13 protein-coding genes are annotated in these 15,053 nt (G+C 71.4%); 11 read left to right on the top strand and 2 right to left on the bottom strand.

Annotation, left to right across the window (positions count from 1 at the left end):
• Window positions 1-47: 47 nt before the first annotated feature.
• Entirely contained in the window at window positions 48-1,394 is a 1,347-nt protein-coding gene (gene murA / locus ACFULQ_RS23735; protein WP_356460844.1) for a UDP-N-acetylglucosamine 1-carboxyvinyltransferase, read from the bottom strand.
• 253 nt (window positions 1,395-1,647) lie between these two features.
• On the opposite strand from murA, the gene ACFULQ_RS23730 reads away from it, so the two are divergent.
• The 11 genes from ACFULQ_RS23730 (at window position 1,648) to ACFULQ_RS23680 (ending at window position 14,485) form a co-directional block, all read left to right on the top strand.
• Window positions 1,648-2,220: a YqgE/AlgH family protein gene (locus ACFULQ_RS23730; protein WP_123761083.1), complete on the top strand. Its 573-nt coding sequence runs from the start codon at window positions 1,648-1,650 to the stop codon at window positions 2,218-2,220.
• Between the two features lie 29 nt (window positions 2,221-2,249).
• Window positions 2,250-2,528 (top strand): DUF3039 domain-containing protein, encoded by a 279-nt coding sequence (locus ACFULQ_RS23725; protein ID WP_383546938.1) that lies wholly within the window; start codon window positions 2,250-2,252, stop codon window positions 2,526-2,528.
• Window positions 2,529-2,733: 205 nt separating this feature from the next.
• The gene (locus tag ACFULQ_RS23720) at window positions 2,734-4,029 is read left to right on the top strand and encodes an extracellular solute-binding protein (RefSeq protein WP_383546937.1); all 1,296 of its coding nucleotides are present in this window, start codon (window positions 2,734-2,736) and stop codon (window positions 4,027-4,029) included.
• On the top strand, window positions 4,026-4,916 hold the full coding sequence (locus tag ACFULQ_RS23715; protein WP_383546935.1) for a carbohydrate ABC transporter permease: 891 nt from the start codon (window positions 4,026-4,028) through the stop codon (window positions 4,914-4,916). The genes ACFULQ_RS23720 and ACFULQ_RS23715 overlap by 4 nt, the downstream gene beginning before the upstream one ends.
• Before the next feature lie 41 nt (window positions 4,917-4,957).
• Window positions 4,958-5,791 carry a carbohydrate ABC transporter permease gene (locus tag ACFULQ_RS23710; protein WP_383546945.1) on the top strand — a complete coding sequence of 278 codons (834 nt, stop codon included), beginning with the start codon at window positions 4,958-4,960 and terminating at the stop codon, window positions 5,789-5,791.
• 1 nt (window position 5,792) lies between these two features.
• On the top strand, window positions 5,793-7,424 hold the full coding sequence (locus ACFULQ_RS23705; RefSeq protein ID WP_383546933.1) for a beta-N-acetylhexosaminidase: 1,632 nt from the start codon (window positions 5,793-5,795) through the stop codon (window positions 7,422-7,424).
• Between the two features lie 236 nt (window positions 7,425-7,660).
• Entirely contained in the window at window positions 7,661-8,554 is an 894-nt protein-coding gene (locus ACFULQ_RS23700; RefSeq protein WP_062245691.1) for a xanthine dehydrogenase family protein subunit M, read from the top strand.
• Window positions 8,551-10,308 carry a 2Fe-2S iron-sulfur cluster-binding protein gene (locus ACFULQ_RS23695; RefSeq protein WP_383546931.1) on the top strand — a complete coding sequence of 586 codons (1,758 nt, stop codon included), beginning with the start codon at window positions 8,551-8,553 and terminating at the stop codon, window positions 10,306-10,308. The genes ACFULQ_RS23700 and ACFULQ_RS23695 overlap by 4 nt, the downstream gene beginning before the upstream one ends.
• Window positions 10,305-12,614 (top strand): xanthine dehydrogenase family protein molybdopterin-binding subunit, encoded by a 2,310-nt coding sequence (locus ACFULQ_RS23690; RefSeq protein ID WP_383546930.1) that lies wholly within the window; start codon window positions 10,305-10,307, stop codon window positions 12,612-12,614. The genes ACFULQ_RS23695 and ACFULQ_RS23690 overlap by 4 nt, the downstream gene beginning before the upstream one ends.
• Window positions 12,615-12,660: 46 nt before the next feature.
• Window positions 12,661-13,194 carry an AAA family ATPase gene (locus tag ACFULQ_RS23685; RefSeq protein ID WP_383546929.1) on the top strand — a complete coding sequence of 178 codons (534 nt, stop codon included), beginning with the start codon at window positions 12,661-12,663 and terminating at the stop codon, window positions 13,192-13,194.
• 133 nt (window positions 13,195-13,327) lie between these two features.
• A complete protein-coding gene (locus tag ACFULQ_RS23680) occupies window positions 13,328-14,485 on the top strand; it encodes an SUKH-4 family immunity protein (protein WP_383546927.1) in 1,158 nt (385 codons plus the stop codon).
• On the opposite strand, the gene ACFULQ_RS23675 is transcribed toward ACFULQ_RS23680, so the two are convergent.
• Window positions 14,440-15,039 carry an FABP family protein gene (locus tag ACFULQ_RS23675; RefSeq protein WP_383546926.1) on the bottom strand — a complete coding sequence of 200 codons (600 nt, stop codon included), beginning with the start codon at window positions 15,037-15,039 and terminating at the stop codon, window positions 14,440-14,442. The two genes, ACFULQ_RS23680 and ACFULQ_RS23675, sit on opposite strands and share 46 nt — an antisense overlap.
• Window positions 15,040-15,053 lie beyond the last annotated feature (14 nt).

Here is a 15,053-nt window from a genome sequence, read left to right as displayed (position 1 = left end):
CCCGGACTTGGGTGGCCGCCCCATCGGCGTTTCTACGACTGCTGCGGTTACCCGAGCGCCTTGCCGGGGAGTTCGACCTTCGCGCCGAGCTCCACGAGCTTCTCCATGAAGTTCTCGTAGCCGCGGTTGATCAGGTCGATGCCGTGGACGCGGGACGTGCCCTGGGCCGCCAGGGCGGCGATCAGGTAGGAGAAGCCGCCGCGGAGGTCGGGGATGACCAGGTCGGCGCCCTGGAGCTTGGTGGGGCCGGAGACGACCGCCGAGTGCAGGAAGTTGCGCTGGCCGAAGCGGCAGTTCGAGCCGCCCAGGCACTCGCGGTACAGCTGGATGTGCGCACCCATCTGGTTGAGCGCGGAGGTGAAGCCGAGGCGGGACTCGTAGACCGTCTCGTGGATGATCGACAGGCCCGTGGCCTGGGTGAGCGCCACGACGAGCGGCTGCTGCCAGTCCGTCTGGAAGCCCGGGTGCACGTCCGTCTCGAGCGCGATGGACTTCAACTGCCCACCGGGGTGCCAGAACCGGATGCCCTCGTCGTCGATCTCGAAGGCCCCGCCCACCTTCCGGTAGGTGTTCAGAAACGTCATCATCGAGCGCTGCTGGGCGCCGCGGACGTAGATGTTGCCCTCGGTGGCCAGCGCCGCGGACGCCCAGGAGGCGGCCTCCAGCCGGTCCGGCAGGGCACGGTGGTTGTAGCCGCCGAGCCGGTCCACCCCCGTGATGCGGATGGTCCGGTCGGTGTCCATCGCGATGATCGCGCCCATCTTCTGCAGCACGCAGATGAGGTCCTCGATCTCCGGCTCCACCGCCGCGTTGGACAGCTCGGTGACACCCTCGGCGAGCACCGCCGTCAGCAGCACCTGCTCGGTCGCGCCCACCGACGGGTACGGCAGCCGGATCTTCGTGCCGCGCAGCCGCCGCGGCGCCTCCAGGAACTGTCCGTCCGCGCGCTTCTCGATCGTCGCGCCGAACTGCCGCAGCACCTCGAAGTGGAAGTCGATGGGCCGGCCGCCGATGTCACAGCCGCCGAGGCCGGGGATGAAGGCGTGGCCGAGCCGGTGCAGCAGCGGACCGCACAGCAGGATCGGGATCCGGCTGGAACCCGCGTGGGCATCGATGTCAGCGACGTTGGCGCTCTCCACATGCGTCGGGTCCATCACCAGCTCGCCCGGTTCCTCACCCGGACGGACCGTCACCCCGTGCAGTTGCAGCAGTCCGCGTACGACCCGCACGTCACGGATGTCCGGAACGTTGCGCAGTCGACTCGGCTCGCTGCCCAGCAGGGCGGCGACCATGGCCTTCGGTACGAGGTTCTTCGCACCGCGGACACGGATCTCGCCCTCCAGCGGGGTTCCGCCGTGGACAAGCAGTACGTCGTCAGAGCCGTTGACGGTCATGTATCTCGCGTTCCGATGAGTCGGGCAGGGGCCAGAAGGGAAAGGGTAATCGCCGCCCACCCCCCTTCTGTAAGCCCAAGTGCCGCTCAGTCACGTCATAGCTCTGTCACAACACGAACCGCTAGGTGCCGGGCACATGGGGTCACGGGCGCCTGGCGTGCGCGGACGGCGCACCGTTGCGCTCTGAGCTGCATCCACTCGTGGACAGGCATTGCCTCCCCACGCGGAGGGAAGATGCGGGATCATGTCTGGCATGACCGAGGTGTCCTCGCTCACAGGGCGGTTGCTCGTGGCAACGCCCGCCCTGGCGGACCCGAACTTCGACCGCGCGGTGGTGCTCCTTCTCGACCACGACGAGGAGGGCTCGCTCGGCGTCGTCCTCAACCGGCCCACCCCGGTGGACGTGGGCGACATCCTGGAGGGCTGGGCCGACCTCGCGGGCGAGCCCGGTGTGGTCTTCCAGGGCGGCCCGGTCTCCCTGGACTCCGCCCTGGGGGTCGCCGTCATACCCGGCGGCGGGGCCGTCGACGGGGCCCCGCTGGGCTGGCGCAGAGTGCACGGCGCGATCGGCCTGGTCGACCTGGAGGCCCCGCCCGAGCTGCTCGCCTCGGCCCTCGGCTCCCTGCGCATCTTCGCCGGGTACGCCGGCTGGGGACCAGGTCAGCTGGAGGACGAGCTGGTGGAGGGCGCCTGGTACGTCGTCGAGTCGGAACCCGGCGACGTCTCCTCCCCGTCCCCGGAGAGACTGTGGCGCGAGGTGCTGCGCCGCCAGCGCAACGAGCTCGCGATGGTGGCCACCTACCCGGACGACCCTTCGCTGAACTGATCCATGTGACCTTCAGTACTCTTGGCGATATGAGCACTCTCGAGCCCGAGCGCGGGACTGGTACGGGGACCCTCGTCGAGCCCACGCCGCAGACTTCCCACGGCGACGGCGACCACGAGCGCTTCGCGCACTACGTCCAGAAGGACAAGATCATGGCGAGCGCCCTCGACGGGACCCCCGTCGTGGCGCTCTGCGGCAAGGTGTGGGTACCCGGCCGCGATCCCAAGAAGTACCCCGTGTGTCCCATGTGCAAGGAGATCTACGAGTCCATGGGTTCCGGGGACGACGACAAGGGCGGCGACAACTAGGACCGCTGAGACCGGCGGCGACCGGGCCGGTCGCCCGGCTGAGCTTCACAGGGCCCCTGGGGTGCGCACCACGCGCCCCAGGGGCCTTTTGCGTGTCACGGATTGGTTGAGACCTCTTGTGGGCGTGTTCATGCACACTCTAACCTCCGTTGCGTTGAGCGAAACTGTCATTGCACATGTTGCAACGCGCCCGGAGGCCCACTCCATGAAGCTCTCCCCCCACCTCCCCTCCCTGCTCCTCGCCGCCCTGGTCGTCACCGCCTGCGCCCCCCAGACCTCCTCCAACTCCTCCTCCGACAAGGACGAGAAGACCGGCACCCTGCGCGTCTGGCTCTTCCAGGAGGTCGGCAACAAGCCGAAGGAGAAGGTCGTCGACTCCGTCGTCACCGCCTTCGAGAAGGCCCACCAGGACACGAAGGTCGACGTCGAGTACATCCCGGTCGAGACCCGCGCCCAACGCGTCAAGGCCGCCTTCAACGACCCGTCCTCCGCACCCGACGTGATGGAGTACGGCAACACCGACACCGCCGGCTATGTGAAGGACGGCGGACTCCTCGACGTGACCAAGGAGTTCGGCGCCTGGAGCGAGTCCAAGGACACCGACCCCACGGCAAGGACCTCGGTCACCGTGGACGGCAAGGTGTACGGCTCGCCGTTCTACGTCGGGGTCCGCGCCCTGTACTACCGGACCGACGTCTTCGAGGAACTCGGCCTCGAAGTCCCGAGGACGATGGCCGAGTTGGCCACCACCGCCCGCAAGATCCGTGCCGCGAAACCCGAGTTGTACGGCCTCGTCGTCGGCGGCGCCTACACGTACGGCGCGATGCCCTTCATCTGGGCCAACGGCGGCGAACTGGCCGTGGGCAAGGGCGGGTCGTACGCCTCGGCGATCGACGGCGCGGCCGCGCAGAAGGGCATCAAGGAGTACACCTCGCTCTTCACCGACGACAACTGTCCCGCCGCCAAGTGCGCCGGCATGGGCGGCAACGACACGATCACCGCGTTCGCGGCGGGCAAGGCCGGGATGGCGATCGGGGGCGACTTCAGCCATACGGCGGTGGAGGCCGGGAAGGTCAAGGGCGAGTACGCGGTGGTGCCGCTGCCCGGGGTCTCGGCCGGGTCGATCGCTCCCGCGTTCGCCGGCGGCAACAACATCGGCGTACTGAAGAGCACCTCGCACCGGACGCTGGCCGTCCAGCTGATGGAGCGGCTCACGTCGAAGAAGACGCAGGCGTCGATGTTCGACGCGATGGGATTCCTGCCGACCTTCGGGGACGTGCGGGCCCAGGTCGCCGCCGAGCAGCCCTATGTGAAGCCGTTCGCGCAGACCCTGGCCGCGGGGACGAAGTTCGTGCCGGCGTCCGCCGGGTGGTCGCAGATCGACTCCTCGCTGGTGCTGCCGACGATGTTCCAGGAGGTCATCAGCGGGCGGAAGAGCGTGGCCGCGGCCTCCGGGGAAGCGGCGAAGAAGATGGACGCCGCGTTCGGGTCCGTCGGGTGACCTCGGTGACCCACCGCACCACCCGGACCCCCTGGCTCTATCTCGCCCCCGCCCTCGTCGTCCTCGCCGGACTGCTCGTCTACCCGATCTACCAGCTCGGCCTGATCTCCTTCTTCCAGTACACCCAGGCCCAGGTCAGCGGCGGGGAAGCCACCACTTTCGAGGGGTTCTCCAACTACTCCGCCCTGTTCTCGGACCCGGAGTTCTGGCGGGTGCTGCTGGCCACCGTGCTGTTCGCGGCGGCCTGTGTCGTCTCCACCCTCGCCGTCGGCTGCGCGCTCGCCGTGCTGCTCACGCGGGTGCGTGCCGTGCCGCGGCTGGCGCTGATGCTGGCCGCGCTCGGCGCGTGGGCGACACCCGCGGTGACCGGCTCGACGGTCTGGCTCTTCCTCTTCGACCCCGACTTCGGTCCGGTCAACCGCGTCCTCGGACTCGGCGACCACTCCTGGACGTACGGACGGTTCAGCGCCTTCTTCCTCGTGCTGCTCGAAGTCGTCTGGTGCTCCTTCCCGTTCGTCATGGTCACCGTCTACGCCGGTATCCGCGCCGTCCCGTCCGAGGTGCTGGAGGCCGCCGCGCTGGACGGCGCCTCGCAGTGGCGGACCTGGCGCTCGGTGCTCGCGCCGATGCTGCGGCCGATCCTGACCGTCGTCACCATCCAGTCGGTGATCTGGGACTTCAAGGTGTTCACGCAGATCTACGTCATGACGAACGGCGGCGGCATCGCGGGCCAGAACCTCGTCCTGAACGTCTACGCCTACCAACAGGCCTTCGCCTCCTCGCAGTACAGCCTCGGCTCGGCGATCGGCGTGGTGATGCTGCTGATCCTGCTCGCGGTGACGCTGGTGTACCTGCGGCTGCTGCGCCGACAGGGGGAGGAGCTGTGAATCTTCTCCGGCTGAATCTCCTCCGGCTGCATCCGCAGCGGCTGAATCTTCTACGGCGTCCTTGGCGCACCGCCGCCGAGGCCGCGACGCTGCTCATCGCGGTCGTCGTCGCCTTCCCCCTCTACTGGATGGTCCTCGGCGCCTTCAAACCGGCCGGGGAGATCGAGTCGACCGAGCCCCGGCCCTGGACGCTCGCGCCCTCGCTGGATTCCTTCCGGCGCGTGTTCGGGCAGCAGGATTTCGGTCGGTATTTCGTCAACAGCCTTGTCGTCGCGGGCAGTGTCGTGATCATCTCGGCACTGATCGCGTTTCTCGCCGCGACCGCCGTGACACGATTCCGCTTCCGCTTCCGGACCACCCTGCTGATCATGTTTCTGGTGGCCCAGACGGTGCCCGTGGAGGCCCTCACCATCCCCTTGTTCTTCCAGATGCGGGACTTCGGTCTGCTGAACACCCTGGGGTCGCTGATCCTGCCCCACATCGCCTTCTCGCTGCCCTTCGCGATCTGGATGCTGAGGGGGTTCGTGAAGGCCGTACCGGAAGCCCTGGAAGAGGCCGCGTACATCGACGGGGCGAGCCGCGGGCGATTCCTGTGGCAGATTCTGTTCCCGCTCGTCCTGCCCGGCCTGGTGGCCACGAGTGTGTTCTCCTTCATCTCGGCCTGGAACGATTTCCTCTTCGCCAAGTCGTTCATCATCAGCGACACTTCGCAGTCGACGCTGCCGATGGCCCTGCTGGTCTTCTACAAGCCGGACGAGCCGGACTGGGGCGGGGTCATGGCCGCTTCGACGGTGATGACGATTCCGGTGCTGGTGTTCTTCGTACTCGTACAGCGACGCCTGGTCTCGGGGCTGGGCGGAGCGGTTAAGGACTGACGTGGCTGAACTGATTCCGGCGCCCGCAGCCGTAGCGCACCCGCCGGTGGGCGACTTCCTGCTCGACGAGAGCACGGTGATCGACGCCGGACCCGGCACGGAGGCGACGGCGCGGTGGCTGCGCGCCACTCTCGGCGCGGTCACCGGACTGGCCCTGGCCCCCGGCGCCGGGGACGACGGCGAGACCATCCGGCTGCGGATCGCCCCCGCCGACGCAGGTCACCTCGGCCCCGAGGGCTACAAGCTGTACGTCAACGGCGACGACATCACCATCCACGGCGGAGGGCCGGCCGGGGTGTTCTGGGGCGCCCAGACGCTGCGTCAGCTCCTCGGACCGAGCGCCTTCCGCCGGGCCCCCGTCGAACCCGGCCGTCAGTGGCGCGCACCGGGCACATTCGTCGAGGACGCCCCGCGATTCCGCTGGCGGGGTCTCATGCTCGACGTGGCCCGGCACTTCATGCCCAAGGACGGGGTCCTGCGCTACCTGGATCTGATGGCCGCGCACAAACTCAACGTCTTCCACTTCCACTTGACGGACGACCAGGGCTGGCGCGTCGAGATCAAGAGGTACCCCCGGCTCACCGAGGTGGGCTCATGGCGGGCGCGCACCAAATTCGGCCACCGGGCCTCACCGCTGTGGGAGGAGAAGCCGCACGGTGGCTTCTACACCCAGGACGACATCCGCGAGATCGTGGCCTACGCCGCCGAACGGCATATCACCGTCGTCCCCGAAATCGACGTACCCGGACACTCGCAGGCAGCGATCAGCGCGTACCCGGAACTCGGCAACACCGACGTCATCGACACGTCCTCCCTCTCCGTCTGGGACAACTGGGGCATCTCCCTGAACGTACTCGCCCCCACTGACAACACCCTTCGCTTCTACGAGGGCGTGTTCGAGGAACTGCTGGAGCTGTTCCCCTCCGAGTTCATTCACATCGGCGGCGACGAATGCGCCAAGGAGCAGTGGCGGCAGTCGCCTTCGGTCCAGGCCCGCATCGGGGAACTCGGACTCGCGGACGAGGACGCACTCCAGTCCTGGTTCATCGGTCACTTCGACACTTGGCTGACCGCGCGCGGGCGCCGGCTCATCGGCTGGGACGAGATCCTGGAGGGCGGGCTCGCCCCGGGGGCGGCCGTCTCCTCCTGGCGCGGTTACGAGGGCGGGATCGCCGCCGCCCGCTCCGGTCACGACGTCGTGATGTGTCCCGAGCAGCACGTGTACCTGGACCACCGTCAGGACGCCGGCGCGGACGAGCCGGTACCGATCGGGTACGTCCGCACCCTGGAGGACGTGTACCGCTTCGAACCCGTTCCACCGCAGCTCACTTCGGCCGAGGCCGCCCATGTGCTCGGTACGCAGGCCAACCTGTGGACCGAGGTGATGGAGGATCACGCGCGCGTGGACTACCAGGCGTTCCCCCGGCTCGCTGCCTTCGCGGAGGTGGCCTGGAGCGCCCTGCCCGTCCCGGCGGAACGGGACTTCGCCGACTTCGAGCGGCGCATGGCCGTCCACTACGAGCGCCTCGACGCCCTGGGTGTCGGCTACCGGCCGCCCGGGGGGCCGTTGCCGTGGCAGAAGCGGCCCGGTGTGCTCGGCCGGCCCATCGAGGGGGCGCCTCCGAACAGGTAGGGGAAAAAGACCTCAAGAGTCACCGAAGAGTGTCAATCGGTGCGTGCCGGTGATGCCGTACGAAAACGGACCATCTCCCTGATGGGCTGGGCGAATGCCGCCGAACGCCTCCTAGCGGACCCCTGTCTTCGGGTGTTGCGAAGATGTGCCAGAGTTGCCACGTCCGCCCTGTCAGCACGTACCGTACGGCAGCAACGGGGCAGGACCAGGTGGGGCAGCGGGAAGGGGCAGCCGGTTTGACCACGCACGCACCGCAGGCGGCGCAGTCCGTCACGCTGCCCACGACGCTGGACGAGGCGGTGGCGGCCCTCACGGCCATGCCCGCCGCCGTGCCCGTCGCGGGCGGCACCGACCTGATGGCCGCCGTCAACTCCGGACAGCTCAGGCCCGCCGCCCTCGTCGGCCTCGGCCGGATCAGCGAGATCCGCGGCTGGCAGTACCAGGACGGGCACGCCCTGCTCGGCGCCGGGCTCACGCACGCGCGCATGGGCCGTCCCGACTTCGCCGCCCTCATCCCGGCGCTCGCGGCCGCCGCGCGCGCCGCCGGCCCGCCGCAGATCCGCAACGCGGGCACCCTGGGCGGCAACATCGCCTCGGCGGCCCCCACGGGCGACGCGCTGCCCGTGCTCGCCGCCCTCGAAGCCACACTGATCATCGCGGGCCCGGACGGCGCCCGCCGCGAGATGCCGGTCTCGCACCTGCTGGCCGGCATGGAGATGCTGCGCGCGGGCGAGCTCATCGGCTTCGTGCGCGTGCCCCTGCTGCACGCCCCGCAGGTCTTCCTCAAGGTGACCGGGCGCACCGGCCCCGGACGCGCGATGGCCTCCGTCGCCCTCGTCCTGGACCCGGCCCGACGCGGGGTCAGGTGCGCCGTCGGTGCCATAGCGCCGATGCCGCTCAGGCCCCTGGACGCCGAGCAGTGGGTGGCCCGGCTCATCGACTGGGACAACAATCGCGCGCTGGTCCCGGAGGCCCTGGAGGCCTTCGGCGAGTACGTGGCGGCGGCCTGCATCCCCGACCCGGCGCCGGCCCCGGACGGTTCCGTACCGCAGCATCCGCCCGCCGTTCTGCACCTGCGGCGCACCGTCGCCGCGCTGGCCCGACGAGCACTGGGGAGGGCACTGTCGTGACCGACGACCAGCACGGAGAGGGCACGCCCCGGGCCGCCGGCCGCTGGGACCCGCTCCCTCAGGGGGACTACGACGACGGCGCGACCGCCTTTGTGAAACTCCCCGAAGGCGGCATCGACGCCCTCCTGGCCTCCGCCGACAGTCCGCTCGCCGCGCCCGGTCACGGCTATGTGCCGCCGCGGATAACGGCCGCCCAGGGCGAGGGTGCCGGAACCGACCCGGCGGCCCCGGGAGCGTGGGGCGCGCCGGCCGAGGGGTCGGGCTGGCCCGACGCCAACGCGGTGCCGCCCGGCCAGACCGGACAGTTCACGTACAACCCCGCGACCACGCAGCAGTGGAACGTCGCGGACACCGCGGCGGCCCCCGCCCCTGCCCCCGGTCACGACGTCACCGGCCAGTGGTCGATCCCCGTCGCGGGCGGCGACCTGCCGGACGAATCGGGCGAGTTCACCACGTCGTCCCTGGTCGAGCAGTGGGGCGGCACCCCTCCGGCGACCCTGCCGGGCGGCGCGGCCGCGCCCTGGGCGACCCAGCCGGCGCAGCCGTGGGCGGACGACGGGACCCAGGGCGGACCCGGCGCGGTACCCGAGCAGGGCGAACCGGCCGGGGAGGGGCACGCGCACGTGCCGCACGGCGGGGCGTTCGACGACGGGCACGGCGGGGCGTTCGACGGCGGCCAGGGTGGTGCGTTCGACGACGGTCCCGGCGGGCCGGCCGGTGACGGCCACGCGCGTGTGCCCGCCGGAGACGCCGACGCACCGTCCGACGCGCGGACGGACGGCAGCGGCACCCGCCTCGCCGACCCCCACGGTCCCGCCGACCCCCACGGCTCCGCGGAGCCCTACGCGGACAGCCCCTCCGCAGCCTCCTCACAGCCCACTCCGGACGTCGGTGAGCACCGGGACGCCCCGGAGGGCTCCGAGGCCGCCCGAGGGGCCGTAGAAGCCGCTGAAGGGCCCGCCGAGGCCGGTGCGGAGCTCGCCCCGGCCGCCGGTGACGACGAGCAGGGGCCGCTGAGCGCGGCGGAGGAGCACGCGGGCGACTCCGAGGACCCCGACGACCGGGCCGCCACCCCCGGCGCCCCCGCCCCCACCGCCTCCGGCGAGGAGCACCCGCTCGCCTCCTACGTCCTGCGCGTCAACGGCGTCGACCGGCCCGTCACCGACGCCTGGATCGGCGAGTCGCTGCTCTACGTGCTGCGGGAGCGGCTCGGGCTCGCCGGCGCCAAGGACGGCTGCTCGCAGGGCGAGTGCGGGGCGTGCAACGTCCAGGTCGACGGCCGCCTCGTCGCCTCCTGCCTGTCGCCCGCCGTGACCGCCGCGGGGAGCGAGGTGCGCACCGTCGAGGGGCTCGCCGAGGACGGCCACCCCTCCGACGTGCAGCGCGCCCTCGCCCGCTGCGGTGCCGTGCAGTGCGGCTTCTGCGTGCCCGGCATGGCGATGACCGTGCACGACCTGCTGGAGGGCAACCCCGCGCCCACCGAGCTGGAGACCCGGCAGGCACTGTGCGGCAACCTCTGCCGCTGCTCCGGCTACCGGGGTGTCGTCGACGCCGTCAAGGAGGTCGTCGCCGAGCGCGAGGCCCACGCGGCCGCCGACGCTGAGACGGACGGCGACGAGGCACGTATCCCGCATCAGGCGGGCCCCGGGGCCGGCGGCGTCAACCCGTCGGCGTTCGAGGCCCAGGGGTTCCCGAGCGCCTCCGGACCACATGAGCAGGCGTACGGACAGGGACAGGACGGAGGCCAGGCGTGAGCAACGAAGCCGCCACCGCGACCACCGCCGCGGAGGCAGCCCCCGCCCCCGAGCCGATTCCGCACGGCCTGGGCGTCTCCCTGCCGCCGGCCGACGCGCGCGCGAAGACCGAGGGCACCTTCCCGTACGCGGCCGACCTGTGGGCCGAGGGCCTGCTGTGGGCCGCCGTCCTGCGCTCGCCGCACGCGCACGCGCGCATCGTGTCCATCGACACCTCACACGCGCGTGAGATGCCCGGAGTCCGCGCGGTCGTCACCCACGAGGACGTCCCCGGCAGCCCGGTGCACGGCCGCGGCAGAGCCGACCGCCCGGTGTTCGCCTCCGAGGTCGTACGCCACCACGGCGAGCCCATCGCGGCCGTCGCCGCCGACCACCCCGACACCGCGCGCATGGCCGCGGCCGCCGTGATCGTCGAGTACGAGGTCCTGGAGCCGGTCACCGACCCGGAGCTGGCCTTCGAGGCCGAGCCCCTGCACCCCGACGGCAACCTGGTCCGGCACATCCCGCTCCAGCACGGCGACCCCTCCGTGACCGGCGAGATCGTCGTCGAGGGCCAGTACCGCATCGGCCGCCAGGACCCCGCGCCCATCGGCGCCGAGGCCGGTCTCGCCGTGCCCCGCCCCGACGGCGGCGTGGAGCTGTACCTCGCCTCCACCGACCCGCACACCGACCGCGACACCGCCGCCGCCTGCTACGGCCTGGAGCCCGAGCGCGTCAAGGTCGTCGTCACCGGCGTCCCCGGCGCCACCGCCGACCGCGAGGACCAGGGCTTCCAGCTCCCGCTCGGCCTGCTCGCGCTCAAGACGGGCTGCCCGGTGAAACTGACGGCCACGCGCGAGGAGTCCTTCCTCGGCCATGTGCACCGGCACCCCACGCTCCTGAGATACCGCCACCACGCCGACGCGGACGGCAAGCTGGTGAAGGTCGAGGCGCAGATCCTGCTCGACGGGGGCGCCTACGCGGACACCTCCTCGGAGGCCCTGGCCGCAGCCGTGGGCTTCGCCTGCGGGCCCTACGTCGTCCCGAACGCCTTCATCGAGGGCTGGGCCGTACGCACCAACAACCCGCCCTCCGGCCATGTCCGCGGCGAGGGCGCCATGCAGGTCTGCGCGGCCTACGAGGCGCAGATGGACAAGCTGGCCAAGAAGCTGGGCCTCGACCCGGCGGAGCTGCGGCTGCGCAACGTCCTGGCGACGGGGGACGTGCTCCCGACCGGCCAGACGGTCACCTGCCCGGCCCCGGTCGCCGAACTGCTCCAGGCCGTACGGGACTTCCCGCTGCCCGCGCTGCCCAAGGACACCCCCGAGGACGAGTGGCTGCTGCCCGGCGGCCCCGAGGGCGCGGGCGAACCCGGCGCGATCCGCAGGGGCGTCGGCTACGGCCTCGGCATGGTCCACATGCTCGGCGCGGAGGGCGCGGACGAGGTCTCCACGGCGACCGTACGGGTCCAGGACGGCGTCGCGACGGTGCTCTGCGCGGCAGTGGAGACCGGACAGGGCTTCACCACGCTGGCCCGCCAGATCGTCCAGGAGACCCTCGGCATCGACGAGGTCCATGTGGCCCCCGTCGACACCGACCAGCCTCCCGCGGGCGCGGGCGCGCGTGGCCGCCACACCTGGGTCTCCGGCGGAGCGGTGGAACGCGCGGCCAAGATGGTCCGCACCCAGCTGCTCCAGCCCCTGGCGCACAAGTTCGGCATGTCCACCGAACTGCTCCAGATCACCGACGGCAAGATCACCTCGTACGACGGCGTCCTGTCGACGACCGTCACCGAGGCCATGGACGGCAAGGAGCTGTGGGCGACCGCGCAGTGCCGTCCGCACCCCACGGAGCCGCTGGACGAGGCCGGCCAGGGCGATGCCTTCGTGGGCATGGCGTTCTGCGCGATCCGCGCGGTCGTCGACGTCGACATCGAGCTCGGTTCGGTCCGCGTGGTCGAGCTGGCGCTCGCCCAAGACGTCGGCCGGATCCTCAACCCCGCCCAGCTGGAGGCCCGTATCGAGGCGGGCGTCACGCAGGGCGTCGGGATAGCGCTCACCGAGAACCTGCGCACCGCGCGCGGGCTGATCCGGCACCCGGACCTCACCGGGTACGCGCTGCCCACGGCCCTGGACGCGCCCGACATCCGGATCGTCAAGCTCGTCGAGGAGCGGGACGTGGTCGCACCGTTCGGCGCCAAGGCGGCCAGCGCGGTGCCGGTGGTCACCTCCCCGGCGGCGGTCGCCTCAGCCGTACGGGCCGCGACGGGCCGTCCGGTGAACCGGCTGCCGATCCGGCCGCAGGCGGCGGTGGTGACGGACCGCTGAGTCCGTCCGGTCCTCCGGTGAGCCCCTCTGAGGTGGGGGAGTTCGTGTGAAGGGCGTCGTGCTCGTCACCGGGGTGATGGCGGCCGGGAAGTCGACGGTCGCGCAGGCGCTGGCGGAGCGGTTGCCGCGGGCGGCGCATGTGCGCGGGGACGTGTTCCGGCGGATGATCGTGTCCGGGCGCGAGGAGTTCGTGCCCGGTGCCCCCGGCGAGGCGCTCGCCCAACTCCGCCTGCGGTACCGGCTGTCGGCCGCCACGGCGGACGCGTACGCCGAGGCCGGGTTCACGGCCGTGGTGCAGGACGTGGTGCTGGGCGAGGAGCTGACGGGGTACGTCCGACTGGTCAGGACCCGCCCGCTGTACGTCGTCGTCCTCGCGCCGGACGCGGGCACGGTGGCCGCCCGGGAGGCGGCGCGGGCGAAGACGGGCTACGACGGCGCGGCCTGGACGGTCCCCGCGCTGGACGAGGCACTGCGGGCGTCGACGCCGCCGATCGGCCTGTGGCTGGACACCTCCGGACAGACCCCCGCCCAGACGGTGGAGGCGATTCTCGCGGGGCGGGAACGCGCGAGGGTGCTGTGACGTCTCCTTGATACGGGGGCGTTGTCAGTGGTGGCGCGTAGTGTTCTGGGCAGTGGGGGACGCGCGCCGGGCCCGACCGGGTCGCCGTGCTGTGCCCAGCCGGGGGACTGCGTACAAAGCACACGGGGGAACCATGAGCACGACCGAAGCCGCGGTAGCGGCGATCAGACTGACCGAGGACGAACTGCGTCCGTACATCACGCATGCCTCGACCCGCGGCTGGCTCAGCGGGCCCGGACTGCCCGGTGACAGCGACCTGTTCTGCTTCGAGGAGCTGCGCCGGGAGGGCCTGCGGACCGTGGCGGACGCGACGTCCGACGCGGGCGGCCGGCTCAGCGAGGAGCTGCGCGACCAGCTGGTGATAGGCGGACTCACGGATCTGCGCGGCAGGGAGCGGGAGTCGGTCGTGCTCGACGGAGCGACCGGCGAGGTCTCCACGACGGCGTTCTTCCACGCCCGCCCCGACCTGATGGGCCGCACCCCGCTGGCCCCGTCCCTCCCCACCCTGGTCCGCTTCGCCACGGCGACGGACGAACTGACCGAGGTACGCGGCCAGTTCGCCTCCTACGCCGGCCGCTTCGGTCCTACGGCGGTGGAGGAGGCGACGCGCCAGCTGCTGACGGTGTTCGAGGAGGGCACGGGCGGCGACGTGCCGACGTTCTGGAAGATCGCGGCCCTGATCCGGCCCTTGGCGCTGGTGGCGGGTCCGGGCACGGAGTCAGGCCTGGCGCTGGACCTCCCGCCGCGCCTCCTGGACCAGGAGTTCGGCCGCGGTCATGTGGTCCGCTTCGAGGACATCGACTTCCCGTCCACGCTCACGCACGCCCCGACCCGCCGCTTCCTGGCGGTGACGGGCCTGCCCGAGGACGGCGTCCTCTTCCACACCGACCCGGACGCCCCGCTGCCGACCCTGGCGGAGCACCAGGCCGACCGGCTGGTCGCCCTCCCACCGAGGGCGGACCGCCTGATCGTCCTCGGGCACCTCATCGAGGACAACACCCTGGTGGTCGACGGGGAGACGGGCGCGGTCCTGAACTGGAGCGAGCGCGAAGCGACCCTCCACCCCCTGAACACCGACATCTCCACCCTGGCCTTCACCCTCTGGCTCCTCCACCGCGAACGCCGGATAGACGAGTCCCTCGGCCACGAACTGACCAACACCCTCTACGCCCAGGTCGCCAAGACGATGATCCGGGCCCTGTCCACCATCGACCCGACGGGCACGACGACGGACGAGGACTGGCACTACTGGACGGAACTGTTCCAGGACGAGGCGGGCGGCGTGCTCTGACCGACCTCGCGCTGCAGGGTCGCGGAGAGGTGGTGCTGCAAGGGCTGTCCTACGGCGGCGAGGTCGTGGACGAAGGTGAAGGTGTCGGCGTCGGCGTCGGCGTCGGCCAGGGTGTACCGGCGGCGGGTCGCGGTCACTTCCTTGGCGGTGGGAGTGACGGCCACGGTGTGCGTATCGAGCGCCACGACGCCATCTTGGGCACGTCCGGTCAGGATCTCGGTGATACCGGTGGGCTGGGTGATCAGCGCCTCCACCCGCCCGTCGGCCTGGAGCCGCCACCAGCCGCTCTCCCGGGCCGCCGGACGCAGCGGCGCCCCGTCCCCGTCGAGCAGCCAGGCACGGGCCTCGTACCGCAGAAAGGGCCGCCCGTCATGACTGAACCCGACCTCTTGCGCGTACACGAAGTCCCCGCCGAGCGTCGGATACCCACCCAGCCCCCGCCCCCGCCACAACCCCAGAAACCCCAGCACGGGCCCGAGCAGCGGGTGCGGAGCAGGACCCTCGCCACCCCGGAACCCATCGGGAAACGGCAGCCCCACCAAGCTCTCCGACACGTCGGCCTCCTCGT

The sequence above is a fragment of the Streptomyces sp. NPDC057253 genome (assembly GCF_042669125.1).
Lineage (GTDB): Bacteria > Actinomycetota > Actinomycetes > Streptomycetales > Streptomycetaceae > Streptomyces.
Note: the sequence above shows the minus strand (reverse complement) of the source record. Positions and strands in the feature narration are given on the sequence as shown.